The 24591-nt window shown below is 64.2% G+C and carries 20 protein-coding genes; 9 read left to right on the forward strand and 11 right to left on the reverse strand.

The genetic code is table 11. From position 1 onward, the window contains the following. Positions 1–261 precede the first annotated feature (261 nt). The 3 genes from HTIA_RS09420 to uvrB all read left to right on the forward strand — a co-directional run bounded on the left by HTIA_RS09420 (position 262) and on the right by uvrB (position 4216). The gene (locus HTIA_RS09420) at positions 262–489 is read left to right on the forward strand and encodes a hypothetical protein (protein ID WP_008526435.1); all 228 of its coding nucleotides are present in this window, start codon (positions 262–264) and stop codon (positions 487–489) included. 433 nt (positions 490–922) lie between these two features. Continuing rightward, positions 923–1960: a saccharopine dehydrogenase family protein gene (locus HTIA_RS09425; protein ID WP_008526437.1), complete on the forward strand. Its 1038-nt coding sequence runs from the start codon at positions 923–925 to the stop codon at positions 1958–1960. A 189-nt stretch (positions 1961–2149) separates the two neighbouring features. Continuing rightward, complete coding sequence (uvrB, locus tag HTIA_RS09430) at positions 2150–4216, forward strand: excinuclease ABC subunit UvrB (RefSeq protein WP_008526438.1); 2067 nt, start codon at positions 2150–2152, stop codon at positions 4214–4216. 10 nt (positions 4217–4226) lie between these two features. Here the strand turns inward: uvrB and HTIA_RS09435 are convergent, their stop codons facing one another. Beyond that, entirely contained in the window at positions 4227–5195 is a 969-nt protein-coding gene (locus HTIA_RS09435; protein WP_008526440.1) for a beta-ribofuranosylaminobenzene 5'-phosphate synthase family protein, read from the reverse strand. Positions 5196–5762: 567 nt separating this feature from the next. On the opposite strand from HTIA_RS09435, the gene HTIA_RS09440 reads away from it, so the two are divergent. After that, positions 5763–6515, forward strand: a complete 753-nt coding sequence (locus HTIA_RS09440) for a DICT sensory domain-containing protein (RefSeq protein ID WP_008526443.1) — start codon at positions 5763–5765, stop codon at positions 6513–6515. Between the two features lie 79 nt (positions 6516–6594). On the opposite strand, the gene HTIA_RS09445 is transcribed toward HTIA_RS09440, so the two are convergent. Continuing rightward, positions 6595–9567 carry a PAS domain S-box protein gene (locus HTIA_RS09445; protein WP_008526444.1) on the reverse strand — a complete coding sequence of 991 codons (2973 nt, stop codon included), beginning with the start codon at positions 9565–9567 and terminating at the stop codon, positions 6595–6597. A 142-nt stretch (positions 9568–9709) separates the two neighbouring features. Between HTIA_RS09445 and ilvD the strand changes: the two genes are divergently transcribed. After that, positions 9710–11449, forward strand: coding sequence for a dihydroxy-acid dehydratase (gene ilvD / locus HTIA_RS09450; protein WP_008526445.1), 1740 nt, complete (start codon positions 9710–9712; stop codon positions 11447–11449). Between the two features lie 213 nt (positions 11450–11662). Here the strand turns inward: ilvD and HTIA_RS15895 are convergent, their stop codons facing one another. Both HTIA_RS15895 and HTIA_RS15900 read right to left on the reverse strand, forming a co-directional pair. Then, positions 11663–12055, reverse strand: a complete 393-nt coding sequence (locus HTIA_RS15895) for a YccF domain-containing protein (RefSeq protein ID WP_008526447.1) — start codon at positions 12053–12055, stop codon at positions 11663–11665. 2 nt (positions 12056–12057) lie between these two features. Further along, positions 12058–12540: a PH domain-containing protein gene (locus HTIA_RS15900; protein ID WP_079980322.1), complete on the reverse strand. Its 483-nt coding sequence runs from the start codon at positions 12538–12540 to the stop codon at positions 12058–12060. Positions 12541–13076: 536 nt separating this feature from the next. Between HTIA_RS15900 and HTIA_RS09455 the strand changes: the two genes are divergently transcribed. Beyond that, complete coding sequence (locus HTIA_RS09455) at positions 13077–13298, forward strand: hypothetical protein (protein ID WP_008526449.1); 222 nt, start codon at positions 13077–13079, stop codon at positions 13296–13298. Between the two features lie 41 nt (positions 13299–13339). Here the strand turns inward: HTIA_RS09455 and HTIA_RS09460 are convergent, their stop codons facing one another. Together HTIA_RS09460 and hypF are read right to left on the reverse strand one after the other, a co-directional pair. Continuing rightward, positions 13340–14773 carry an MATE family efflux transporter gene (locus HTIA_RS09460; RefSeq protein WP_008526451.1) on the reverse strand — a complete coding sequence of 478 codons (1434 nt, stop codon included), beginning with the start codon at positions 14771–14773 and terminating at the stop codon, positions 13340–13342. 169 nt (positions 14774–14942) lie between these two features. Continuing rightward, positions 14943–17231, reverse strand: coding sequence for a carbamoyltransferase HypF (hypF, locus tag HTIA_RS09465; protein WP_008526453.1), 2289 nt, complete (start codon positions 17229–17231; stop codon positions 14943–14945). 82 nt (positions 17232–17313) lie between these two features. Here hypF and HTIA_RS09470 point away from each other — a divergent pair, with 82 nt between their 5' ends. Together HTIA_RS09470 and HTIA_RS09475 are read left to right on the forward strand one after the other, a co-directional pair. After that, positions 17314–18486 (forward strand): MFS transporter, encoded by a 1173-nt coding sequence (locus tag HTIA_RS09470; RefSeq protein ID WP_021029537.1) that lies wholly within the window; start codon positions 17314–17316, stop codon positions 18484–18486. A gap of 113 nt (positions 18487–18599) precedes the next feature. Beyond that, the gene (locus tag HTIA_RS09475; protein ID WP_008526456.1) at positions 18600–19775 is read left to right on the forward strand and encodes an MFS transporter; all 1176 of its coding nucleotides are present in this window, start codon (positions 18600–18602) and stop codon (positions 19773–19775) included. A gap of 22 nt (positions 19776–19797) precedes the next feature. Here the strand turns inward: HTIA_RS09475 and hypB are convergent, their stop codons facing one another. Genes hypB through HTIA_RS09500 form a run of 5 tightly spaced genes read right to left on the reverse strand, consistent with a single transcriptional unit; the run spans position 19798 to position 23799 of the window. Beyond that, the gene (hypB, locus tag HTIA_RS09480; RefSeq protein WP_008526457.1) at positions 19798–20721 is read right to left on the reverse strand and encodes a hydrogenase nickel incorporation protein HypB; all 924 of its coding nucleotides are present in this window, start codon (positions 20719–20721) and stop codon (positions 19798–19800) included. Between the two features lie 21 nt (positions 20722–20742). Then, on the reverse strand, positions 20743–21159 hold the full coding sequence (locus HTIA_RS09485) for a hydrogenase maturation nickel metallochaperone HypA/HybF (protein WP_008526458.1): 417 nt from the start codon (positions 21157–21159) through the stop codon (positions 20743–20745). 1 nt (position 21160) lies between these two features. Beyond that, entirely contained in the window at positions 21161–22387 is a 1227-nt protein-coding gene (hypE, locus tag HTIA_RS09490; RefSeq protein ID WP_008528089.1) for a hydrogenase expression/formation protein HypE, read from the reverse strand. Between the two features lie 8 nt (positions 22388–22395). Beyond that, positions 22396–23514: a hydrogenase formation protein HypD gene (gene hypD / locus HTIA_RS09495; protein ID WP_008526466.1), complete on the reverse strand. Its 1119-nt coding sequence runs from the start codon at positions 23512–23514 to the stop codon at positions 22396–22398. Beyond that, the gene (locus HTIA_RS09500; protein WP_008526467.1) at positions 23515–23799 is read right to left on the reverse strand and encodes a HypC/HybG/HupF family hydrogenase formation chaperone; all 285 of its coding nucleotides are present in this window, start codon (positions 23797–23799) and stop codon (positions 23515–23517) included. A 307-nt stretch (positions 23800–24106) separates the two neighbouring features. Between HTIA_RS09500 and HTIA_RS09505 the strand changes: the two genes are divergently transcribed. After that, the gene (locus tag HTIA_RS09505; protein ID WP_008526469.1) at positions 24107–24295 is read left to right on the forward strand and encodes an HVO_2922 family protein; all 189 of its coding nucleotides are present in this window, start codon (positions 24107–24109) and stop codon (positions 24293–24295) included. Positions 24296–24591 lie beyond the last annotated feature (296 nt).

A 24591-nucleotide genomic window follows, 5' to 3' on the forward strand; every position in this document is an offset into this window, starting at 1 on the left:
CTGTGCTAACGAAACTATGCGGCGACGCGATGCCGGCCGAACGTCCCAACGCCAATGCCTCGTTCGTGATTCCCGACGTTAGCGGGTTTCGCCGACAGTCCCTCGCTGAAGTACGTTTCAGACTGATGGATGATTGTCGTACTCTTTCTTCGTCTTTCTCCGTGTGGCACATTCAGAGCAAAGGAAACACTTTTTCACTCGACGCCGGGAGGTGTTAGATATGCGACCCCGTCAGAATGAGCGCGAGTGGGGGACTCCGGCATGAGCGACGAGCCGTCGATGTTCATGGTGGAAATCTGTGATCGACGCATGCAGTTCTTCTATATCTTCGCGTTCTCGCTTTTCTTCCTGTTGCTCACCATTCCGTACCTGTTCGTGATCGATCCGAACTCGGCGCTGTACGTCGTCTCTACGCTTAATGCCGTCGGTCTGGGCATCTTTGCGCTGTTGAGTGGCCTCGCGATCTTCTACTGCAAACGGAACTTCTAGGGCTTCCTGACTCGCCCCGTTCGATTGCGTTACTGTTCTGGATAGCGCTCGGATTCCGGCACCTCGTACGCGGTGATCTCCGCGTACCGATCACCGAAATCCTTGGTGACATCGACGAGCACCTGTGCATCTTCACCGCCGCCCATGTCCGTTGTTATTCACCACAACAGTTTATGCGTTGTCATCCTCACGATACGGCCACGGTCCCGGGAGTCATACTGCCGGCTGTAAGTTCGTAACGATATTCGCCACACCGGGGTGGCGAATTCCGTCAGTCTGTTACAGCCGGCAGTATCAGTGGGCGTCAACCCAGATCCAGTCCGTTGAGTAGACGACGAGAAGACCACAGTTCGCCATCCGAAAACCGTTCGTTCGTCCCCGGTCGGCGGAAACCGGTACGGACACTTTTGTCATCTGGAGCCGATATCGGCGTATGGCCGTCCTCATCTACGGCGCGTACGGCTACTCGGGCGAACTCGTCGCCCGGGAGGCAGCCGACCGCGATCTCGACGTCGTCCTCGCCGGGCGCAACGGGACGAAGACGCGCGGGCTCGCGATCCAGCTCGGCGTCGACGCCCGCGTGTTTCCCGTCGAGGAGGCCGAACGCCATCTCGACGGCGTCGACGTGGTCCTCAACTGCGCGGGCCCATTCGTCGAGACGGCCGAGGCGATGGCCGAGGCCTGTCTGGCGACTGGAACGCACTACCTCGACATCACAGGGGAGATCGCCGTCTTCGAATCACTGGTCGAACGCGACCGGGAGGCCGAAGACGCCGACGTCTGTCTCCTCCCGGGCGTGGGCTTCGACGTCGTCCCGACGGACTGTCTGGCCGCCCACCTCCACGACAGACTGCCGACTGGGACACACCTCCGTCTCGGGATCGACACGCCGGGGTCGGTCTCCGGCGGGACACTGGCGACCGCCCTCGAACAGGCCGGGGCGGGCGGCATGGGTCGGCGGGACGGGCGACTACGGCCGGAAGCACCGGGAGCGAAGACCCGAACGATCGACTTCGGAAGCGGGCCAGAACACGCCGTCAGCGCGCCGATGGGCGACGTCTCGACGGCCTACTACACGACCGGCATCGAGAACGTCGAGGTGTATCTGAGCGCGCCGGAGTACACCGAGCACCTACTGAGAGCGAGTGGCTACGTCACACCGCTGCTGGCCGTCCCTGGCGTCAAGAACGGGTTGCAGGCACTCGTGCGTGCGCTCGTGAGCGGACCATCCGCGGACGCGAGAGAACGTGAACGGGTCAGACTCTGGGGAGAGGCGACCGACGGCGAGACGACCGTCACGTCACGACTCGAGACGCCCGAAACGTATGCGCTGACGGTCGATGCGGCGACGACGGCCCTCGAACGGATCGAGGCGGGTGCCGACATCACTGGCTACCAGACGCCAGCGACGGCGTTCGGTCCCGAATACGTCCTCGAACTCGACGGCGTCGACGGGTTTCTCGACGAGTGAATGCTCGATCTGGATTAGCCGTAGTCGCATCGAAAACTGAACGTAAATCTATCCCTACAGCTGTTCGCTAACCAAAATATTGTTCAGAATATTTTAGTTACGTTGCTTTTACACCCAGTAACGAAGAGACGAGCTACCAGCTGAATCGAGCGAGGCCATCAAGTGTCTCAAGCGACTACGACAGACACGATGAGCGACACCGGCGGCCCCCTTTCGCCCGACCGCCCCGACGCCGAGAGCGAGTTCCGTGTCGACGCGCCGTTCGATCCCGCGGGCGACCAGCCCGACGCCATCGCGCAACTCGCCGAGGGCTATCGCTCGGGCATGGACGAACAGACCCTCCTCGGAGTGACGGGGTCAGGCAAGACCAACACCGTCTCGTGGGTGCTCGAAGAGATCCAGCAGCCGACGCTGGTCATCGCCCACAACAAGACCCTCGCCGCCCAGCTCTACGAGGAGTTTCGGGAGCTGTTCCCCGACAACGCCGTCGAGTACTTCGTCTCCTACTACGACTACTACCAGCCCGAGGCCTACGTCGAACAGACCGACAAGTACATCGAGAAGGACGCCTCGATCAACGACGAGATCGACCGCCTTCGGCACTCTGCAACGCGATCCCTCCTAACTCGCGAGGACGTGATCGTGGTCGCCAGCGTCTCGGCAATCTACGGGCTCGGTGACCCCGCCAACTACGTCGACATGTCCCTCCGCCTCGAAGTCGGCCAGGAGATCGACCGCGACGAGTTACTGGGCCGGCTCGTCGATCTGAACTACGAGCGCAACGACGTCGACTTCACCCACGGCACCTTCCGCGTTCGCGGGGACACCGTCGAGATCTACCCGATGTACGGCCGTTACGCGCTCCGGGTGGAGTTCTGGGGCGAGGAGATCGACCGCATCTCGAAGCTCGACCCCCTGGAGGGCGAACTCAAGAGCGAGGAGCCTGCCGCGCTGATCCACCCCGCCGAGCACTACTCGATCCCCGAGCAGCGCCTGGAAGATGCCATCGCGGAAATCGAGGAATTGATGGACCGACGCGTCGACTACTTCGAGCGCCAGGGCGACCTCGTGGCCGCCCAGCGCATCGAGGAGCGGACGACCTTCGACCTGGAGATGTTAGCGGAGACCGGCTACTGCTCTGGCATCGAGAACTACTCCGTCCACCTCTCCGATCGAGAGTCGGGCGAAGCCCCCTACACACTGCTGGATTACTTCCCCGAGGACTTCCTGACGGTCGTCGACGAGTCCCACCAGACGATCCCACAGATCCGCGGGCAGTACGCGGGCGATAAGTCCCGGAAGGACTCGCTGGTCGAGAACGGCTTTCGCCTCCCGACGGCCTACGACAACCGCCCGCTGACCTTCGAGGAGTTCGAGGAGAAAACGGACCAGACGCTGTACGTCTCGGCGACGCCGGGCGACTACGAGCGCGAGCAGAGTGATCAGGTGGTCGAGCAGATCGTCCGTCCGACCTATCTCGTCGATCCCGAGATCGAGGTCAGCCCCGCCGAATCGCAGGTCGACGACCTGATGGATCGCCTCGATTCCCTGCCCGACGACGAGCGGGCGCTGGTGACGACCCTGACCAAGCGTATGGCCGAGGACCTCACCGAGTACCTCGAGGAGGCGGGCGTCGCCGTCGAGTACATGCACGACGAGACCGACACCCTGGAGCGCCACGAACTCGTCCGGGGATTGCGAGCCGGGGAGTTCGACGTGCTCGTCGGGATCAACCTCCTCCGTGAGGGCCTTGACATCCCGGAAGTGAGTCTCGTCGCCATCCTCGACGCCGACCAGGAGGGATTCCTCCGGAGCGAGACGACGCTGGTCCAGACGATGGGTCGGGCCGCCCGGAACGTCAACGGCAAGGTCGTCCTCTACGCCGACGATCCCAGCGATGCGATGGAGTCGGCCATCGCAGAAACGAAGCGGCGGCGGCGGATCCAGCGGGAGTACAACGCCGAACACGGTCACGAACCCACCACCATCGAGAAGGCCATCGGTGAGACGAACCTGCCGGGAAGCAAGACCGAGACGGGCGGGTCGGCGACGGCCGATCCCGCGGACGAGGAGGCCGCGGCCCGGCTGATCGAAGAGCTGGAGGAGCGCATGGGTGAGGCGGCGGACAACCTGGAGTTCGAACTCGCGGCGGACATCCGCGATCGTATCCGGGAGCTACGCGAGGAGTACGATCTGGACGGGCCGGACGGCCCGGGCGCGGACGGCGTCCCGGCTCCCGGCCCCGGTGAGTCCTGAGCGAGTCGCCTCACCCGTCTTCGAGTCGATAGCCGGTGTTGTCCGGCCCCGTGACGCGGACCGCACCGTCGACGTCGAGATCGGCGAGTGCGTCTGTGGCTGCTTCCCGAACGCGATCGGCGGTCGCCGTATCTGCGATCGCATAGACCGTCGGCCCCCAGGAGGACTGGCCGACGCCGGAGACGCCCGAGACGTTCGAGAACGACTCGATCAGCCGACCGGCCGGCGGGCGGTAGACGCCGCCCTGTTCGTCGGCGTACCACGCGCCGTTGAGTCGGCCGAGTCGGGTGATCGCCTCGCCGAACGTTCGGCGGTCCCCCTCGGCGATCGCGGGCAGGAGCCGCTGGGTCAGAAGCGGGGCGATCTCGTCGGCGATGCCCGGATCGGCCCGCTCGACGGTCGAGCGCATGCTCGCGTCTTCCGTGCTTCCACTCTGGCCGGCGTCGGCGTCCGGGATGACGAGGACGAACCGCCAGGAGTCCGGAATGGGATGACGGGCGATGACTGGTGGTGTCCGCCAGGCCCCCGTTTCCGGCGGACTGTGGGTAAATCGCTCGGTGGGATGGCCGCCGTCGACGACGAAGCCACCGTCGCGGAACGTCGCGATTCCGACGCCGCTGCGACCGCCGCGGCCGAGATCTGGGGCGAGCTCTCGGACGTCGACCTCGCGGCCGTAGACGTCGGCGATCCCCACCAGCGACGCGAGCGCGAGTCGCGTCCCGCTGCCCAACCCGGCGTGGCGGTCGAAGCGCTGCTCGACGGTGATCTCGGCCCCCGGAACGTCCAGCGCCTCGATCGCCCGGCGGGCGTACGGTTCGACGGCCTCGTCCGGGCAGACGAGTTCCTCGGCCCGCTCGACGTCGAGGACGAGCCGCGGTTCGTCGATCGCCCATCCGATCCCGCCGTAGAGCCGATCGCGGGCGAGCGAGAGGTTCTGGAAGCCGGCGTGGAGTCGTGCCCCGATCGAGACGCGCGTCATGGGGTGAGAATACTGCCAGCGGATCCTTGAAGGCTCCCCTCCAGGGACGAACAGGGTTGACCTCCTCTCCGCCCAGAAGGGCGAAGATTCCCACGTTGAGAGTTTCAGGTTTGCAGGCCGGTCGGTATGACCAGACTCCTGGCGTTAACGAGAACTCCGTTCTCGTTCGCACATCAGAAATCAAAGATTTCTGAGGACGGGGCCAAGCCGCCGTTACTCCTATCCTCGGTATGGGGATTCAGAGTTACCTTGTCTCGGAATCCACAGCCAGCGGCCCGAAGGGGATTCCTTCAGATATGGCGTGGTCCGAATCCCGATATTATCCGTTTAATTGGGCGGCGAAGCCGCCTCGGTGTGGTCGTACCTATGTCGTGATTGAATATAAAACTCTGGAAGAGTGTAGTCACATAGATTGGCTCAGAGTTGTCGGCTTCATCCCCGTCCCCAGAAATCAAAGATTTCTGGTGTGCGAACGAGACGCTTCGCGTCTCGTCAACGCCGTAAACGGCGAGGCTTTCGCCTCGACAGCCTGTAAGTATTTGTGGGCCACCGACGTTGTCACACGCAATGACGCTCGCCCAGATCCTCGAGGCGATCGGCGACCACGAGAAGGAACTCGTCGTGTTCAACGACGAGGCCGACGGGTCGATCGTCGACGAGCTTCGCGAGTACTTCCGGACGCAAAACGTCCGTATTCGGGCCGAGACGACCGCCTCGGGGAGACCGACGGGCGTCGCCGTCCTCGCCAAACGCAGGACCGTCCTCTCGGTGGTCTCGGTCGCGACCCTCAGGGAGTTACTCGCGGGCGTCCCGTCCGGGGCGGACGCCATCGGGATCGCGGACGGCGACTACGAACCGATCCTCGGGTATCTCAAGGAGACGACCTTCACCTCCCGCGACACCGAGCAGATGCTCTACACCACCCGCGAGATCGAGGACCGTGCGCGACGTGTTCGCGGGGGGACGATCCACGCCGGGTTCCAGCGCCTCTCGCTGGTGGCCGACCAGCAGCCGATCTACGCCGACCTCGCGGCGCGAGGCGTCGACGTGCACATCTACGGCGTCCCCGACGTGCCCACACCGGAGATCGACGGTGCAGTCCACGCCGTCGGGAACGACGAGATCGCCGAGACCTGGTTCGTCGTCTTCGACGGCGGTGGCGAGGGCGTCCAGAAGTGTGCCCTCCTCGCGGAAGAGCGGGGCGATGGAAGCTTCGACGGTGCCTGGACGTACGACCCGACCATCGTCGACAGCATTCTCGAGCACCTCGAAGAAACGTATCTCGCCGCTGATCGGACCCGGCCACAGTCCGACACGTGACATCCTCCGCGCCCTGCAGGGCGGGGCTTTCTCCTTGATTTCCGTAATTGATCGCTGGCCGTATTCGATGGTCGCGGACTCACTCCGCGACCGGGAGTGTCACGACGAAGACCGAGCCCGTGGGGTCGTTGTCCTCGACCGTGACCGTCCCGCCGTAGCGATCGACCAGCGTCTCGACCAGATAGAGGCCGAGTCCTGTCCCGGTACTGTCGAGGCCGGTCTCGCCCTGGTCGAAGATGGCGTCCCGACGTTCTTCGGGGATTCCTGGACCGTTGTCGGCGACGCTGACCGTGACGTGGCCCTCGGCGCGAGCCGTGACGGTGACCTCAGGGACATCGCTATCGTTGTGCTTGACGGCGTTGGTCAGCAGATTCCGGAAGACGGACGCGAGCATGTCGTCGGCGAGCACCTCGACGTCGGGGAGGGGTTCCTTGACGGTCACGACGGCGCGTTCGTACCGCGAGCGGAGGTCCTCGACCGCTTCGAGGAGGACCGTCGGGAGGTCGACCGGTGTCGGATCGGCGTCAGACTGGAGCATGATCTCGGTCACGTCGCGTGCCGTCTCGATGATGTCGACAGCACCGCGGGCCGCTTCTAGGACGGTCTCGGCGTAGTCGCTTTCGGTCCCATCGGCGTCTCGGCGCAGGAGATCCGCGTAGGCGACGACGAGCTGGAGTTCGTTGCGAATGTCGTGGCGGACGACCTGATTGAGGACTTCGAGGTTGTCCCGCTGGGCCTCGAGTTCCCGCTCGTACTCCATGAGTTCCGTAATGTCCCGGGCGTACCCGAGAACGGCATCCTCGCCGCTGCCCTGGACTTCGTAGGGGATCTTCGTCGTCTCGAGAATGCGGGTTTCGCCGTCAGCAGTCGTCAGCTCTTCCTCAGGCACGACCATCGGCTCACCCGACTCGATCACAGCGAGGTCGTCTTCGCGGAACTGTTCGGCATCCTCGACATCGGGGATGATGGCTGACTCGAGTTTGCCCTCGACTTCCGCGGAGGAGAGTCCGTACGCGTCGGCAGTCGTCTCGTTCGCCAACAGAAAGCGACCATCGCGATCCTTGGCGAAAAGCAGGTCCGGCACGAGGTCGATGACCTGGCGGAGTTGCGCGCGGGCGCGTTCGAGTTCGCGTTCGGCCTCCTTGCGCTGGGTGACGTCCTGGGCGACAGCGACGAACTTCGTCGGGTCGCCGTCCGCGTCGGTGATCGGTGCGATCGACTGTTCGAGGACGATCCGGTCGCCGTCGGCGTCCCGGTCGATCATCTCCGCACGCCATCGCTGGCCGTCGGTGATCGTTTCCCAGAGATCCTCGTAGAACGTCTCGTCGTATTCCCCTGAGTTGAGAATGCTCGGGTCGTTCCCGAGAGCCTCGGTCTCTGTGTAGCCGGTTACCGGCTCGAAAGCGGGATTGACGTACTCGATCGTTCCGTCGACGTCGGTGATGTAGACGGCGTGGGCAGTCTGTTCGACCGCTTGCCGGAACAGCCGGAGTTGCTGTTCCCGTTGCTTGCGGTCGTCGATGTCCAGGTGGATCCCCACGGCACGGCGTGGCTCGCCGTTCTCGTCCCGTTCGACGACACGGCCGATGTCCCGAATCCACTTCCAGTCGCCGTCGGCCGTCTTCATCCGGTGTTCGGTGTCATACAGCGGCGTTTCGTCTTCGATGTGGGCCTCGAGGGCCGCTTCGACCACCGGCAGGTCATCGGGGTGGACGCGACGTTCCCAGGCATCGAGGTGCGGTTCGATCTCTTCGGTGGAGTGGCCAAGCATCGCGGCCCACTGCTCGTTGAATTCGACGTCGTCGGTGGTCATGTCCCAGTCCCAGACGCCCAGGTTCGCCCCCTCGACGGCGAGTTCGAGGCGCTCGGAGAGTCGGGACAACTCCCGCTCTCGTGCCTTCCGGTCGGAAATATCCCGGAACACCCACAGACGCCCATAGCGAGTCCCGTCCGCGCCAACAACTGGCGTCGAATAGCGATCGAACCAGCGACCGTCGGTGAGTTCGATCTCGTCTCTGCTCTCGGCGTTGGGCTGGTCGTAGAGGGATTCGACCAGGGTCCGAAACTCGTCGGGATCGGCCGTTTTCTCGACTACGTGATCGAGCACGGCTTCGTCGTCCCTGCTTTCGATGAGGTTCTCGGGGATGTCCCAGAGCTCGAGGAGTCGGGAGTTGTACGACACGATCGTCCGATCGTCGTCGACGACGAGGTGGCCATCGAGTGTGGCTTCACTCTGTGCGTTGTACAGCGCCCGCTCCCGACATAACCGGGCCTCGACAGCGTTCTCCTCGGAGACATCGGAGAAGACCGTGGCGAACTGGCCCGTCTGCGGAGAGAACACCGAGACGTGAAAGTGTTTGCCCAGCGGTTCGAAGTGAGTCTCGAACTCCATCGACTCACCGGTTTCGGCGACCTGGACGTATCGATCGAAGTACGGCGGTTCTTCGACGTCGTAGACGTCGATCGCTCGCCGCCCGATGGCCGCTTCCGCCGAAATGTCGAGAACCGTCTCGAAGTTCCCATTGACCTCCAGGATCTCGTAGCCGACTGGCTCGCCCCCCTCGTAGACGAGTTGGTGTAACGCCGCCCCCTCGTTCATCTCCTCGAACAGCGTTCGGTAGCGTCGTTCGGCCCGCTCGACGCGCTCGCCCGCCCGATACCGCTCGACCGCGTTCACGATCCGGTTGGCCAGCAACCGGTAGTGGTCGGCCCCGGACTCTTTCTGGAGATAATCCGTTACGCCAGCGCCGATCGCGTCGCTGGCGACTGCCTCTGAGCCCTTCCCAGTATAGAGAATAAAGGGAAGGTCCGGGTACTCCTCGCGGACTGTTTCGAGGAACTCGATGCCGTCCTGGCCGGGCATGTCGTAGTCAGAGACGACGCAGTCGACAGTCTCCTCGGCGAGTTCGTCGAGCCCCTCGCTCGCACTCGCCGCGGTCCCGACCGTGATCCGGTCGTCTTCGCGCTGGAGATACTCGCCGGTGACTGCCGCGAGGTCCGGTTCGTCGTCGACGTGCAGGACACGAATCTCGTCCGGCCGTTCGACCGCCATACGGGCCATACGGCGGCCAACCATAGTACCTTTGTGCCCGGATCGAGCAGCCAGTGCGACTGACGACGGCGGGCGATACCCGAACTCGGAAACAATCGGCCCCACCGGGCCCTTTTTACTCACTCCGGGGCTCCCTTAGGGCATGTCAAAGGACGACCGGTTCTCCGTCGACAAAGACGAGGACCTGCCGAGTACCGACGTCACCGAGGGGCCAGACAAGGCACCCCACCGGGCGATGTTCCGCGCGATGGGCTACGACGACGGCGACTTCGAGTCGCCGCTCGTGGGCATCGCCAACCCCGCCGCCGACATCACGCCCTGTAACGTCCATCTCGACGACGTGGCCGAGGCGGCCTGGGACGCGACCGACCAGGCGGGCGGGATGCCCGTCGAGTTCGGCACGATCACCATAAGCGACGCCATCTCGATGGGCACCGAGGGGATGAAGTCCTCGCTCATCTCCCGTGAGGTCATCGCCGACTCCGTCGAACTCGTGGCCTTCGGCGAGCGCGTCGACGGTCTCGTCACGATCGGCGGGTGTGACAAGAACATGCCCGGGATGATGATGGCGATGATCCGGACGGATCTCCCATCGGTCTTCCTCTATGGCGGGTCGATCATGCCGGGCCAACACGACGGCCGCGACGTCACCATCGTCCAGGTCTTCGAGGGCGTCGGTGCCTACGCCTCCGGGGACATGGACGCCGACGAACTCGATTCCCTCGAGCGAAACGCCTGCCCCGGCGCGGGATCCTGTGGCGGGATGTTCACCGCCAACACGATGGCCTCGATCTCGGAAGTCATCGGCCTCGCGCCGCTGGGGAGCGCCTCCCCGCCTGCCGAAGACGAGTCCCGGTACGACGTCGCCGAGGAGACCGGCGAACTCGTCGTCGAGGTCATCGAGGAGCGCCGTCGCCCGTCGGACATCCTCTCACGGGAGTCCTTCGAGAACGCCATCGCGCTGCAGACGGCGATCGGCGGCTCGACCAACGCCGTGCTCCACCTGCTGGCGATGGCCGCCGAGGCCGGTGTCGACCTCTCGATCGAGGACTTCGACGATATCTCTCGGCGGACGCCCAAAATCGCCGACCTCCAGCCCGGCGGCGAGAAGGTGATGAACGACCTCCACGAGATCGGCGGCGTGCCGGTCGTGCTCCGCAGACTCCTGGAGGCGGACCTCCTGCACGGCGACGCCATGACGATCACCGGCCGGACGCTGGCCGAGGAGATCGAGTATCTGGAGGAGGTGGGTCGGCTCCCGCCCGAGAGCGAGATCGACGCCGACTTCCTCTACTCGATCGACGAGCCCAAGGAACCCGAGGGCGCGATCAAGATCCTCACCGGGAACCTCGCGCCCGACGGCGCGGTGCTGAAAGCGACGGGCAACGACGAGTTCCACCACCAGGGCCCGGCCCGGATCTTCGAGGACGAGGAGGCAGCCATGAAATACGTCCAGGAGGGGTCGATCGAGTCCGGCGACGTGATCGTGATCCGGGGCGAGGGGCCGAAAGGTGGCCCCGGAATGCGGGAGATGCTCGGCGTCACGGCCGCCGTCGTCGGACAGGGTCACGAGGACGACGTTGCACTCCTCACGGACGGTCGCTTCTCCGGCGGAACGCGGGGACCGATGATCGGTCACGTCGCCCCCGAGAGTTTCGTCGGCGGGCCGATCGGAGCCCTGGAGGACGGCGACACCGTCACGGTGGACATTCCCGAGCGGACGCTCGAAGTCGACCTCAGCGACGACGAGATCGACCGGCGGCTCGACGAGCGCGACGAGCCCGAGCCCGCATACGAGTCGGGCGTCCTCGCGAAGTACGGCCGCGACCTGGACTCGGCGGCCAACGGCGCGGTGAGCAATCCGGCCGTCAAGCGAGACTGAGACCATCGGTCGTCCCTCGACGCTGAGGTAATGTCCTGCCCAATCGTCAGTCGGAGCGAATGAGATTTCGGAGTGTCGCTGTCGATCGACTCCGAGAGAGGCTATGAAACGTCGAAATCCAAGGCGCCAGAACGGGAAAAACAGCCCTATCTGTCCGTATGCCGCGAAAATCTACTGTTAAAAAATTATATATTTTAGATATCTGAGTTTCAGCTAGTACTTTTTTAACGAGACAACATAAGGCAAGTAATTGAATAATTTTATTCCAATAGGCAATCCGATAACGGTCAAGCTTACGAGATAAGCTACAGCCGTCAGTATACCACTTGCCCACCAACCAACGAGGACAAAGTAGACCCCGCGAATAACGAGACTCGGGGAACTTCCGCTGCTCGCTCCCATTTCAACAGTTTCAAGTTCTTCATCTGATCCAAGTTTCTTCAATGTTAACGTATACGGAGCTTTGTTAATCAGTTTAATACCGACTGGCAAGCCGATGATTGTTAAGTTGAGGAGCCAGGCTACTGAAAGAACGATACCGGTCAACCACCACCCTACAAAAAGAAACCAAAAGCCGCGGACGACGAATGATGGACTGTCTGACATTGTTATTCGTATTGCCGCTGTTGTTCACGGACAGTGTTTGTCACTTCTTTGTATTCAGGGACACCGTGCCAGATTAGTTTGTTGTTCGCGCCAGATTGAAATTCGATAGTACCATGCCCAACTAACCGTTCGAAGATACTTTGTGAAGATCCGATACTTCGTATATCAGCGATACGATATTCCATTTCCTCTTTTGAAAGAACGCCGATTTTGCCCTTGATCCGTTCGTCAGTGACGATGTATCTCGACTGTGCTCGTGAAAACACGACATAGCCAAAGACCAACCCTGCCCCGACAATTCCACCGATTGCAGCGTCTCCGCCGATCCCTGCCAGTAAAACTAGTACAGCAAGCCCAATTTGTTTCCACCAAAGTGTCCAGCTTGGACGTCTATTTTCGAAGACGGATTCTCCCTCCATTAGGGTTACACCGTCTGTTTCGGCGTGATGTTCTACTTGTCCACCAGTTGCAGTTTCTCCCGACATCGGACAAAGTATCGAAGAGAGAACTCAAAAGTGATATTCAGCATTTTCAGGAGGAGAAGATACTCCAGACTGTATAAGACGGTGGTGCAGAATAGTTCTCAAGGCCTGACTCGGCGAATTTCGATCACCGGAATCGTATAAATCACCCAGATATTCGGAGGGCAATATCGGTTCATATCGGGCGGAAGCCTGTCTCACTCAAAATAGAGATCACGCAGCTCAGGGTGTGTGAAGACTTCTACACCACCGCCGACTGTATAAATCAATTCAGACACTCAATTTTAAATTTTCATGTGCATTATTTGAAAGTATCCAGCTGTGATTAACGACAGTTCATTCGGAATTGAGCACGTTTCAGACAATCCTAGCAATATTGATAAGCTCATTCTAACCAAGGGAACCCCAGCATACAGTCTGGATTTCGTTCACGAGCGGGGCGATATAAGGAAAGAAGACCGACTTTCGTATGCGGAAAATAAAATTCCCATTCCGCGATCGAAGCTTTTAGGTTACAGAAAATACAATAGAGAAACGCAATGGAAGCCGACGAACTCCAGGAGATGCTCGAAGCGAACGGTGAACTGATGGTCGCAGTCGCTGACTTCGACCAGCCGCTCGAACTCCACCTTCACGACGCGGAGATCGACGAGGAGTCGGTCCGACTCGAACTGACGGACGGTGTCCTTACGTTCGAAATCGACGCGGTGACCGGCGCGTGGCAGCACACCCACTCGCTCGCTGATCTCGGCCTCGAGTAGCGACTGGAACAGCCAGTCGTCCGAACCCACGACACCACCGCTCAGCTGGCCGCAACACCCTCTTCAGCATCCGTATTCTTGCCCGCCCCGGGCCGCTGTGCCTCGGCGGCACGTTCGAACAGCCCCCGGCGGCTGGTGTAGGCGAAATAGGCAAGCAGCCAGCCGGCGGCCGCGACGTTCGAGAGCGTCACTGCCCAGAAGACGACGGTCACGTCGAAGGTGAGTACGTAGACGCCGACGACAGCGATTGGGACGCGGACGGCCCAGTACTGGGCCAGTGTCGAGACCATGCTCACCGACGTTTCGCCGGCACCGTTGAAGCCGGCCTCGACGGTGTAGATCGCGCCCAGCGCCCAGTAGCCGTAGGCGAGGATCTGGAGGTACGCGACGGTGTATGCGAGGTCCGTCCCCGCCATGTCCGGGACGAAGACGTGGGCAATGGCTTCGGGGAAGAGCCACTGGACGACGCCGAAGACGCCCAGGCCGACGGCGGCGATGGCGACGCCGATCCAGGTCGCCCGCCGGGCGCGTTCGAGGTGTTCCGCGCCGAGGTTCTGGCCGACAATACTGGTCGCCGCCTGAGCGAGGCCCTGGGCCGGGACGAAAGCCACAGTCGCGACGCGGGAGCCGACGTGGTAGGCTGCAAGGCCCGCAGCGCCGCCGGCGAAGGAGACCACCGTGATCACGACGAGACGGGCGACCTGCCGGCCGACGTTCTGGCCGGCGATCGGCGCGCCGACGGCGACGACCTCGCGAGCGGTCCCGAGGTGCGGGCGGACGGCGTCCCGCGTGAGCCGGAACCCGTCGCGACCGCGGGCCACCAGCGCGACGGCGAACAGCGCGCCGACGCCGTAGCCGATCCCGGTCGCGAGCGCCGCGCCGAAGACCTCCAGGCGCGGGAACGGTCCGTACCCGAGGATGAGCAGTGGATCCACCACGACGTTGACGATGATCGCGACGGCGTTGACGTACAGCGCGACGCGGGTCTGGCCCCAGCCGGTGAAGCCGGCCTCGAGGGTGTCCGACAGCGAGGTGGTCACCAGCGCGAGAATGTAGGCGGTGAGGTAGGCGACGGCGTAAGTGGCGACCTGGGCCTGGTCGGTGAACAACGCGACGACGGGTTCGGCTCCGATCGACACGACGACGCCGACGGCGGCGGCGAGGGGTATCGCGAGGGCGGCGGCGGTGAAGGGCACCCGCCGGGCGGCCGCCTCGTCGTCGGCACCGACGCGCTGGGAGGTGACGACCTGCGTGCCGGTAAAGAGCATCATGAACGGGACCATCAACAGACCCACGAGAACGGCGGCGAGGCCGACCCCGGCGACGGCCGTCCCGCCCAGTCGCCCCACCCAGAACAGGTCGACGACCTCCTGGGCGACCAGGGCGAAGTTCTGTACGACCAGCGGCACCGCGAGCACGACCAGCACGCGCGGGAGGGGGCCGCCGACGATGTCCTCCCGGGAGACATCGAACATGATTGGTAACTCCCGCCCGCTTTTGTTAAAAATCCATTGTTTGTTCGACGATAACACGACCCGGCCCACGAAAACCGATCATTCGCGGTGCTCACCTCGGTTATCCCCGTCTATCTCCTCTTTCGACAGGTGGAGGGGCTGATCGAACAGAGAATCTGAATCGAGCGTTTCAGTCCCGGACCGAGGCGACAGCTACCTGCCCATACGCGATCCCGCCGTCGCCGGGCGGGACGCGGTCGTGGCCGAGGAAGTCTAGCCCGGCCGCCTCGACCCGTTCGCGGATCGTCCGGGTGATCGCGTCGTTGTACGCGACGCCGCCGGTGAATCCCACGGCGTCGACGCCGCGGTCCGCGGCGATTCCCACGGCCACGTCGGCGAGTCCGCGCGCCAGCGCCCACTGGGCCGTCGCAGCGACGTCGCCAGTCGAGTGATCGCCAGCCAGGGCGTCGAGATCGCGGACGAACTGCCGGGTATCGACCACCCGATTCCCGTCTCGCGTCCCGAAGGGGATCTCGTAGTCGAGGACAGCCCCGTCGACCGCTGCGCTTTCGAGTTTCATCGCAGGTTCACCCTCGTAGGAGCGGTCGGTACAGACATCGAGCAGCGCGCTCACCGCGTCGAGCAGTCGGCCGGCACTGGTCGTCGCCGGCGTGTTGACGCCGGCTTGGACCTGTCGGCGGACCGTCGCCGCCTCGCTCTCGGTCGCGAGTGCACCACGGTCGACGAGGAGTTCGTCGATCCGAGCCTCGTCGTCGAGCAGACTTGCGAGACTGCGAGCCGGCTGCTCGATCGCGGCCGTCCCCCCGGGAAGGGAGAACGTCGAGAGACCGCCGACGCGCTCGAAATCAGCCAGCGTCGCGTCGAGAACTTCCCCGCCCCAGATCGATCCGTCCGGTCCGTAGCCCGTCCCGTCGGCAGCGATCACGACCCCGCGCTCGCGCTCGCGTTCGGCCAGCAGCGAGGCGGCGTGGGCGTGGTGGTGCTGGACCTGCACGGGTCCTGCCATGTCCCCCTCGCTGGCGTACTTCTGGGCCTCCCTGGTCGTCAGAAAGTCGGGGTGAAGATCAGACGCCACGACGTCCGGATCAGTGCCGAGCAGGTTCCGGAGGTGTGAGACAGTCTCCCGGAGGTACTCGACCGTCTCGGGGTTGTCCACGTCGCCGAGATACTGCGAGGGGACGACGTCGCCGTCCTGGGTGAGCGCGACGGTCGCGTCGAACTCCGCGCCGAGGGCGAGGACGTCCCGATCAGTCTCGGCCGGTGACGGCAGCGACTCGGGCACCCACCCGCGCGAGCGCCGGACGAACCGCCGATTTCCGCCGGCGTACCGAGCCACGCTGTCGTCACATCGCATCACGATCTCGCGATCGTGGACGAGCGCAGCGTCGATCACGCCATCGAGATCTGCGAGGATCGACGCGCGGTCGGTCGCCATCGGCACGCCGGGCATGTTGGCACTGGTCATCACCAGTGGTCCGTCGACGTGATCGAACAGCAGGTGGTGGAGCCCGGAGTACGGCAGCATGACGCCGACGGTATGCAGTCCCGGCGAGACGGCGTCGAGCCAGCGCGGTCGATCCGTTCGCCGGCCGTCGAGCAGCAGGATGGGGCGGCGGGTGTCACGCAGGGCCGCCCGCTCGTCGTCGGAGACAGCGGCGAACGATTCGACCGTCGCCAGGTCGGGAGCCATCACGGCGAAGGGTTTCTCGGGGCGACCCGTCCGTTCGCGGAGTGCCTCGACGGCGGCTGGGTCGGTCGCGTCACAGGCGAGGTGGGTTCCGCCGATGCCCTTGATCGCGACGAGGTCGCCGTCGGCGAGTCGATCACCAGCCCGTTCGATGGCGTCGTCACCGTCGGCGCGGGCGCTCCCGTCGCCGTCGAGCAGCGAGAGCGTCGGCCCACACCCGGGACAGGCGATCGTCTGGGCGTGATACCGGCGGTCGCTCGGTTCCTCGTAGTCCTCGCGACAGTCCGCACACATCGGAAAGTCGTCCATCGACGTGGTTGGACGGTCATAGGGCAATTCCCGAATGACCGTATAGCGTGGGCCACAGTCGACGCAGGCGGTCGCCCAGTAGTCGTGAAACCGGGACTCGGGATCACGCAGGTCTTCGAGACAGGCGTCACACATCGCCGTGTCGGGCGGGATCGAGCCCGAGCCACCGCTCGAATCCGTCGAATCGACGATCTCGAAGGTGTCGAGGCCCGCCGGCTCGCTGGCTTCGACCACCACGTTCTCGACGCGAGCAAGCGGCGGCGGATCGGTCCGAAGCGCCGACAGAAAACCGTCGACGTCCGCTTGCAGACCATCGAGTACAATCTCGACGCGGCCGTCGCCGGTGTTTTTCACCCGACCGGCGAGGTCGTTTTCGGTCGCAGTCCGGTAGACGAACGGGCGAAACCCCACGCCCTGAACGACCCCCGTCACCGAGACCGTCACGTGCGTCCGTTCGCTCATCACTTCTACGCGGCCGCCCGCGATGTTGAATCTGCCGCCCGAAGTTCAACGCGCTTAACTCGGCGAGCGAGAAACAAAAATTGTGGAAGAAATAGATAATCGTACGTACTGGGTGATCGCGATCTTCCTGTTCGTGGGGATCACCGGTGCGACGATCCAGGCACGTGGCGCGCTCGTCCCGACCTTCGAGACGTTCTTCGGTGTCTCGAAGAGTCAACTGGGGTTGCTCACCCCAGTCGGGACCGTCGGGTACCTGGTGGCGATGCTGACGCTCGGATCGGCGAGCGGACGGGTCGACGTGCGGCGGTTTCTGCTCGCGGGCGTCGCGTTGACCGGTGTGTCGCTGCTCGCGCTCGGGGCAGCACCGGGCTTTCTCGTGTTGCTGGGTCTGGTCGGGATGCGAAGTCTCGCCTCGGGGGTCTTTCGGGCCCTCGATCGGCCGACGTTGAGTCACCTCTACCCGGAGTCACGGGCTCGCATGATCAACCTCCAGGAGATGACGTGGGCGATCGGTGCGACCGCAGGACCGCTCCTGGTGACGGCGATCGTGAGTCAGTACTCCTGGCGGGCGACCTATCTGGTGCTCGCAGCGCTGACCGTGCCCGTCTTCGTGCTAATCTGGCGACTCGACGCGCCGACCGGGACCACGAACGAGCGGTCGTTCGGGCTAAGCGATCTGCGTCCGCTGTTGGCGAAGCCAGGCATCTACGGCATGGTCGTGGCGCTGGTGTTCGTCGGCAGCATCGAGAGCATCTACTTCACCTGGCTGCCGAGCTACGCCGACGCGACCTTTTCGGGCTGGATCACGGGAGTCGTCCTCTCGATTTACCTGGCGGCGTACGTCCCCGGACGGTGGCTGTTCAGCCGACTCAGCGACCGGTTCAGCTTCACGCGCCTGCTCGTGGTGACGACCGTGCTCCTGACCGGGCTGACCTACCTCGCGTTCTCGGGCGCGAACGGCTACGTGTTGCTCGGCTCGATCTTCGGCGTCGGCCTCCTGGTTTCGGGCCTGTTCCCGACGCTCATCTCGATGGGGATCGAGGCGATGCCGTCGTTCTCGGGACCCGTCAACGTCGTCGCCAACGTCGCAACCCAGATCGGGTTCTCCACGGCACCGGTAATCGTCGGCGTCCTCGCCGACGCGACGTCGATCGAGACCGCGATCCTGGTCCAGATCGGGCTGGCCGGCCTGCTCGCGCTCGTGATGGTCGTCCTCGAACTCGGACCGACCGGGACTGCCTCGGCCGTCTCATGATAAATACCCCAGTATGCAAACGGACAGGTCACACCACGTCGACGAGTCAGCAAACCGTTGGATAGCGACGCATTTCAGTACGTTTACCTACGCGCCGTCAGGAGGGTCAACCAGTGAGTGACGAGGACGTCAGGCGAGACTGGATCGTGGTGTTGTTCGCGTTCGTCGCCATCGACGGCGCACTCATTCAGGCCCGCGGTGCGCTGGTCCCGGTCTTTGGAGACGTCTTCACCGTCGGCGAGAGCTACCTCGGGCTGGTGACGCCGGTCGGGACCGTCGGGTTCGTCCTCGCGATGGTCGTCTTCGGGACGGCGAGCGGCCGTATCGACATCAAGCGCTTTCTCGCCATCAGCGTCGCCGCGACGATCGCCAGCGTTCTCGTACTCGGCCTCTCGCCGACGTACCTCCTCCTGCTCGCCTTCATCGGTATCCGAAGTTTCTCGACGGGCATCTTCCGGTCGCTCGACCGGTCGGTCCTGAGTCACCTGTATCCGAACTCGCGAGCCCGCGTGTTGAGCCTGCACACGATGGTCTGGGCCGTCGGCGCGACGCTCGGACCGCTGCTGGTGACGGCCGTGATGTGGGAGTTTCCCTGGCGCGTTACCTACCTGGTACTCGCGATCGCGCTGGTCCCGGTCCTGGTCGCGCTCTGGCGATTGGACCGTCCCGAGTCACTCGACGACGAGCAATCGCTCGCGTTGGATGACGTGAAGATCCTGCTCCGGGAACCCGCGATCTACGGTATGGCGATTGCCCTCGTTTTCGTCGGCAGCATGGAGAGTGTCTTCTTCAACTGGCTGCCCTACTACGCGGAGGGACTGTTCAGCGAAAATATCGCCAACCTCACGCTGTCGATTTACCTCGCAGCGTACGTCCCCGGGCGACTCACCTTCAGCTATCTGGCCGAGCGCTATCGGTTCACCGACCTGCTCGTCGGCGTCGGCGTCGTCCTCGTGGTCACGATGTACGCGGCGCTGGTTCTCGCGTCCGGGACCGGACTGCTCGCGCTCGTGTTCGTGATCGGGTTTTTCATCTCGGGACTGTTCCCGACGCTCATCTCGATGGGCATCGAATCGCGGCCGTCCGTTACCGGCCCGGTCAACGTCGTCGCCAACGTCGCCGCCCAGACCGGGTTCTTCATCGCGCCGGCTACCGTCGGGGTGGTCGCCGACGCGACGACCATCGAAACCGCAATGCTCCTTCAGGTCGGCCTGGCAGTCGCGCTGGTCGTGGTCGTCGTCGGTCTCAAACTCGGCCCGCTGGCCGGGCAAGAGCCGGGAAGCGCCTGAAGAAAGCGACAGTCGGCCGCGATTAGTCCTGGTCGGCGTGGGTGTGGTCGTGAGCGTTCTCGTGGGTGTGTTCGTGCTCGTGAGTCTGCCCGTCGGCGTGGGTATGCTCGTGGGAATGTCCGTGAGCCGTCTCGGCCACGTAGGCCTCGTGATCGCTCGCGTGGACGTGGCCGCGCTCGTCGAGGAATGCCGCCAGTGCGTCCAGGCCGTCGCCGTGCTCGGCGCTGGTCCGGAAAGTCGGCATCTCGGGGGCGATCTCGCTCACGTCGCCCTCCATCGTATCGAGGTCGGCGTTGACTGCCCCGGCGATGTCGACCTTGTTGATCACCGCGCCGTCACACGCCTGGAAGAGCAGCGGGTGCTTGCGCACGACGTCGTCGCCCTCCGTCGCGGAGACGACGAGCACGCGGGCCTGTGCGCCCAGCGGGAAGTCCGCCGGACAGACCATGTTGCCGACGTTCTCGATGTAGAGCGTATCGAGCGCGTCCAGATCCAAGTCCTCGAAAGCACCTTCGACCAGGCCGGGGTCGAGGTGACACTCCTTGCCCGTGTTGACGTTGGCGACGGAAACGCCCAGTTCCCGGAATCGGGTCGCGTCGTCCTCGCCGGCGACGTCACCGACGATCACACCGATCTCCTCGTCGTCGGGCGCTCGTTCGATGAGGCGCTCGATGAGTCGTGTCTTGCCGCTGCCGGTCGCGCCGAGGAACTCCGCGACGAAGACGCCGTGGTCGTGGACGACTCGCTCGTGGAGGTTCTCGGCCTGCTCTTCGAACTGTGCGAGGATGTCCGCTTCGGCGTCACTATCGCCGTGGTCGTGGTCGTCGCCGTGGCCCATCCGATGGGCACCCAGCGGACCGAGAATGCCGGACTCTCCCAGCAGGCGGTCGAGCAGACGGTCGATCGACGGTGCGTCCGTGCGTGGGTGTCGGTGAGTGTGGTACATTGTATGAAATTGAATACGTATTCAGTTGGCCGTGTTCGCGTCCGGCGAATCGTTGGCGTCTCCCCCGTCAGCCGTCTCGGGCAGCGTGACGCTCATGAGGCGACACTCGTTGCCACGCTGGAGTTCCAGGCGTTCGTCACACGCCGGGCAAGTCAAGTTCGGCGCGTAGGCGAGCGCCCGGTCGATCTCGTCGGGTTCGCCGCTCCAGCCACACGCACACTCGGCGTAGGCGGGCTCGGTCCCGAGTTCGATGTCGAGGTCGCCGTCGGTGATCGTCGAATCGGCCGCGGCTTCCAGACAGGTCTCGAGTTGGTCGGGGTTGACGTGACTCGCCTCGCCGACCGAGACCGTGATGCCTTCGAAGGTATCGGCTCCGTGTTCCGCGGCGGCCTCCTGGGCAGCCTCGAGTACCTGCGTCGCGATAGAGAACTCGTGCATGTCAACAGATCCTGGGGAGTTGTTCGCCCTCCGGTGGCGTGAGGTAACGCCGGCCGAAGCCAGTGTCTAAGACGACCTGGCCGGTGTGGTCCTCGACGACGTCACCGACGATCGCGGCGTCCGTGCCTTTCGGGTGCTCCCGAAGCGCCGCGAGCACCGCGTCGGCGTCCGCACTGTCGACGGCCATGACGGCGACGCCCTCCGAAGCCACGTCGTACGGTTCGATCCCGAGCACCTCCCCGGCCGAGGCGACAGCCCCCGAGACCGGGATCGACTGCTCGTCGACGTCTATGCCCACGTCGGCCTTCTCGGCCATCTCGTTGAGCACGGTCGCGAGTCCGCCTCGCGTGGGGTCTTTCATCGCCGTCACGTCGCCGGCATCCATCGCCGCCCGAACCAGGTCGTTGACCGGCTGGACGTCACTCTCGAGATCGCCGCCGAAGTCGAAGCCCTCGCGCTCGGAGAGCAGCGAGATGCCGTGGTCCCCCACCGTCCCCGAGACGATGAGTTTGTCACCGACCGAGAGGCCGGCGTCGGGGACGTGTGTGCCCCGCTCGACGATCGCGACGCCCGTCGTGTTGATCGCGAGCGTGTCGATCTCGTCGCTACCCATGACCTTCGTGTCGCCGGTCGTGATCGTCGCGCCGGCCTCCGCACAGGCCGCCTGCATCGACTCGGTGACGGCCTCGACGGTCGTCTTCGGGGTGCCGGCCTCGATGATCAGCGAGCTACTCAACGCCAGCGGGTCGGTCGCGCCCATCATCGCCAGGTCGTTGACCGTGCCCGAGACCGCCAGCCGCCCGATGTCGCCCCCGCGGAAGAACAGCGGGGAGACGACGTGACTGTCGGTCGTGACGACGACCGAGTGCTCGTCGTCGATGGGCTGGACCGATCCGTCGTCGAGTGCGGCCAACCCGACGTCCGCCTCCGCGTCGGCGAAGCGAGAGACGGCCAGGTTCTCGACGAGGTCGGTCATCTGATCGCCGCCCGCGCCGTGGGCGTACGTGATGACCTCGTCGGCGGTGTAGCCGTCTGTCTCCTCGGCGGTGGAGCCGTCTGTCTCGTCGGCGGTGGAACCGTCTGCCTCGTCGGCGGTGTAGCCGTCTGTCTCCTCGGCGGTGGAACCGTCTGCCTCGTCGGCGGTGGAACCGTCTGTAGTGTCAGTGCCGTTCTCGGCGTCGTCGTTCGCGGCGGTGTCGTCCTCGCCGACGTCGTCTGTATCAGTCATGGGTCACCTCAGAGGTCCGGCTGGCCGCCGTATTCGAGCCAGATCTTGCAGGTCCCCTCGCTGGAGACCATACACGCCCCGACGGGGTCCTGGGGCGTACACTCCTCGCCGAAGAGTTCACACTCGTCGGGGTCGGCCTTCCCGGCCATGATGTCCCCGCAGATGCACTGCTCGGTCAGCGGGTCGGCCGCCCCCGGGTCGACGTCGATGTCGAAGCGCTCGCGGGCGTCGAAGTCGGCGTACTCGTCGCTGAGCACGAGGTTCGCGTCGGGAATCTCGGCGATCCCGCGCCACTCGCCGCTCTCGGCCTCGAAGACGTCCCACATCGCGTCTTTGGCCGGGACGTTGCCCTCCTCGGTGACACACCGCTGGTAGGCGTTGGCGAGACCCGCTTGGTCATCACGGACGAACTCGAGGAGCTGGACGAGCGCGAACAGGACGTCGATCGGCTCGAAGCCGCCGACGACCACCGGCGTGTCGTACTCGGAGACGAAGTCCTCGAAGAGACCGTACCCAGTGATGACAGCGGCGTGACCCGCCGCGAGGAAGCCGTCGACGTCGGTGTCGGGCATCTCGGCGACGATCTCCATCGCAGGCGGGACGTACTTGTGTGCCGACAGGACCGAGAAGTTCTCGGGCGGGTCCGCGGCGAGGACCGCGGCGGTCGGCGCGGCGGTCGTCTCGAAGCCCGTCGCGAAGAAGACGACATCCTCGTCTTCTTCGTCGGCGATCTCTGCGGCCTCGCTGGCGCTGTAAACGACGCGGACGTCCGCACCTTCGTCTCGGGCGTCGGCGAGGCTCTTCTCGGTGCCGGGCACGCGGAACATGTCGCCGTAAGTGGCGACGATGTTCCCGTTCTCGGCTAAGGCGACGGCCTCGTCGACCTCCGGCATGTTGGTCACACAGACCGGACACCCCGGCCCCATCCGCACGGTGAGATCGTCGGGCAGGATCGAACGCAGACCGAACTTCGCGATGGCCTGCTCGTGGGAGCCACAGACGTGCATCACGTTGACCGGCTCGCCGATGTCGTCCATCAGGGCCTGGAGTCGCTCGGTCAACTGTTCGGCCTTCTCGGGGTCACGAAACTGGAGTTCGTCGTCCCCGCTCTCGACGTTCGTCGCCATCTATGGCCCCTCGATGCCGAGTTGCTGGCCCTCGGCGGCCCCGATCTCGTCTAAGGCTTCGTCCTCGTCGCCCTCGAGGAACGACTCGTAGATCTCCATGGTCTCCTCGACCTCTTCGTCGGGGATCTTTCTGATGGCGAAGCCGGCGTGGTTGAGAATGTGATCACCCACCTCGACGTCCTCGTCGACGACGTCGATCCGGACAGTCTTCTCGACGTCCCAGAACTCGGCGCGCGCTTCGTTGCCGTCTATCTCGACGATCTCTCCCGGGATTCCTAGGCACATGTGATATCACCTGATTTCGGGTCGGCCTCGCGGGACGGTCCGCTCGGTACCGAGTGACCCGGCCCGCCGACGGGCGAGACGTCATCCAGTCGACGGGCTGGCGGCGTTCCACCCCGTCGACCACCGACGACAGTCGGCTGGCCGGATCCCATAGCTGATCCCAGAACGTCAGGCTACTTGAGGGTGCGCCCTGTTGTAGCCGGCTGAAAACTGCGATGATCGTCAATTGAGGACTCAGGGCCGAGAGCGACCGTCCCAGGCCAACCCCCCACGCTCTTGTGGCTCGCCCGAGAAGTCCTCCGTGACCATGACAGCCCAGGCACGCTTCGAGGTGTATCGTGATCGCGCCGACGAGTGGCGGTGGCGGCTGGTCGCCTCCAACGGCGAAATCATCGCGGACAGCGCCGAAGGCTACGCCGCCAAACAGGGAGCCCAGCGCGGGATCGAGAGCGTCAAGCGCGTGGCTGGGGACGCACCTGTCGTCGACGTCGAGTGAGCCGACAGGATACCGCCGTATCGACCGTTTTCGGGACCGTTCGGTCTCCTCGAGCACGATCGTCCGAGATGGCGGCTCACGGGTGTTTCTCCCGGTAGCGCGAGTCTGTCCGGCAGATGACGGAGGCTCGGTGGAATTGTGTGTTTTATTAGCCCCTCCGGCGTTGGTGTGGACGATTGTCGCATGTACGGGACGGGACCACCGACGGACCGTGAATCGAGGCGTGTCGTGGCGTCGACGCACAGCCACAGATTGGATGGACGACGGCGAGACTCGTCGCCAGACACCCGGGAGGG

Source organism: Halorhabdus tiamatea SARL4B (assembly GCF_000470655.1).
Classification (GTDB): Archaea; Halobacteriota; Halobacteria; order Halobacteriales; family Haloarculaceae; genus Halorhabdus; species Halorhabdus tiamatea.

What these genes read in the sequence shown, in the direction of transcription:
- HTIA_RS09420 (WP_008526435.1), top strand. Translation starts at nt 262, where the DNA reads ATGAGCGACGAGCCGTCGATGTTCATGGTGGAAATCTGTGATCGACGC.
- HTIA_RS09425 (WP_008526437.1), top strand. Translation starts at nt 923, where the DNA reads ATGGCCGTCCTCATCTACGGCGCGTACGGCTACTCGGGCGAACTCGTC.
- uvrB (WP_008526438.1), top strand. Translation starts at nt 2,150, where the DNA reads ATGAGCGACACCGGCGGCCCCCTTTCGCCCGACCGCCCCGACGCCGAG.
- HTIA_RS09435 (WP_008526440.1), bottom strand. Translation starts at nt 5,195, where the DNA reads ATGACGCGCGTCTCGATCGGGGCACGACTCCACGCCGGCTTCCAGAAC.
- HTIA_RS09440 (WP_008526443.1), top strand. Translation starts at nt 5,763, where the DNA reads ATGACGCTCGCCCAGATCCTCGAGGCGATCGGCGACCACGAGAAGGAA.
- HTIA_RS09445 (WP_008526444.1), bottom strand. Translation starts at nt 9,567, where the DNA reads ATGGCGGTCGAACGGCCGGACGAGATTCGTGTCCTGCACGTCGACGAC.
- ilvD (WP_008526445.1), top strand. Translation starts at nt 9,710, where the DNA reads ATGTCAAAGGACGACCGGTTCTCCGTCGACAAAGACGAGGACCTGCCG.
- HTIA_RS15895 (WP_008526447.1), bottom strand. Translation starts at nt 12,055, where the DNA reads ATGTCAGACAGTCCATCATTCGTCGTCCGCGGCTTTTGGTTTCTTTTT.
- HTIA_RS15900 (WP_079980322.1), bottom strand. Translation starts at nt 12,540, where the DNA reads ATGTCGGGAGAAACTGCAACTGGTGGACAAGTAGAACATCACGCCGAA.
- HTIA_RS09455 (WP_008526449.1), top strand. Translation starts at nt 13,077, where the DNA reads ATGGAAGCCGACGAACTCCAGGAGATGCTCGAAGCGAACGGTGAACTG.
- HTIA_RS09460 (WP_008526451.1), bottom strand. Translation starts at nt 14,773, where the DNA reads ATGTTCGATGTCTCCCGGGAGGACATCGTCGGCGGCCCCCTCCCGCGC.
- hypF (WP_008526453.1), bottom strand. Translation starts at nt 17,231, where the DNA reads ATGAGCGAACGGACGCACGTGACGGTCTCGGTGACGGGGGTCGTTCAG.
- hypB (WP_008526457.1), bottom strand. Translation starts at nt 20,721, where the DNA reads ATGTACCACACTCACCGACACCCACGCACGGACGCACCGTCGATCGAC.
- HTIA_RS09485 (WP_008526458.1), bottom strand. Translation starts at nt 21,159, where the DNA reads ATGCACGAGTTCTCTATCGCGACGCAGGTACTCGAGGCTGCCCAGGAG.
- hypE (WP_008528089.1), bottom strand. Translation starts at nt 22,387, where the DNA reads ATGACTGATACAGACGACGTCGGCGAGGACGACACCGCCGCGAACGAC.
- hypD (WP_008526466.1), bottom strand. Translation starts at nt 23,514, where the DNA reads ATGGCGACGAACGTCGAGAGCGGGGACGACGAACTCCAGTTTCGTGAC.
- HTIA_RS09500 (WP_008526467.1), bottom strand. Translation starts at nt 23,799, where the DNA reads ATGTGCCTAGGAATCCCGGGAGAGATCGTCGAGATAGACGGCAACGAA.
- HTIA_RS09505 (WP_008526469.1), top strand. Translation starts at nt 24,107, where the DNA reads ATGACAGCCCAGGCACGCTTCGAGGTGTATCGTGATCGCGCCGACGAG.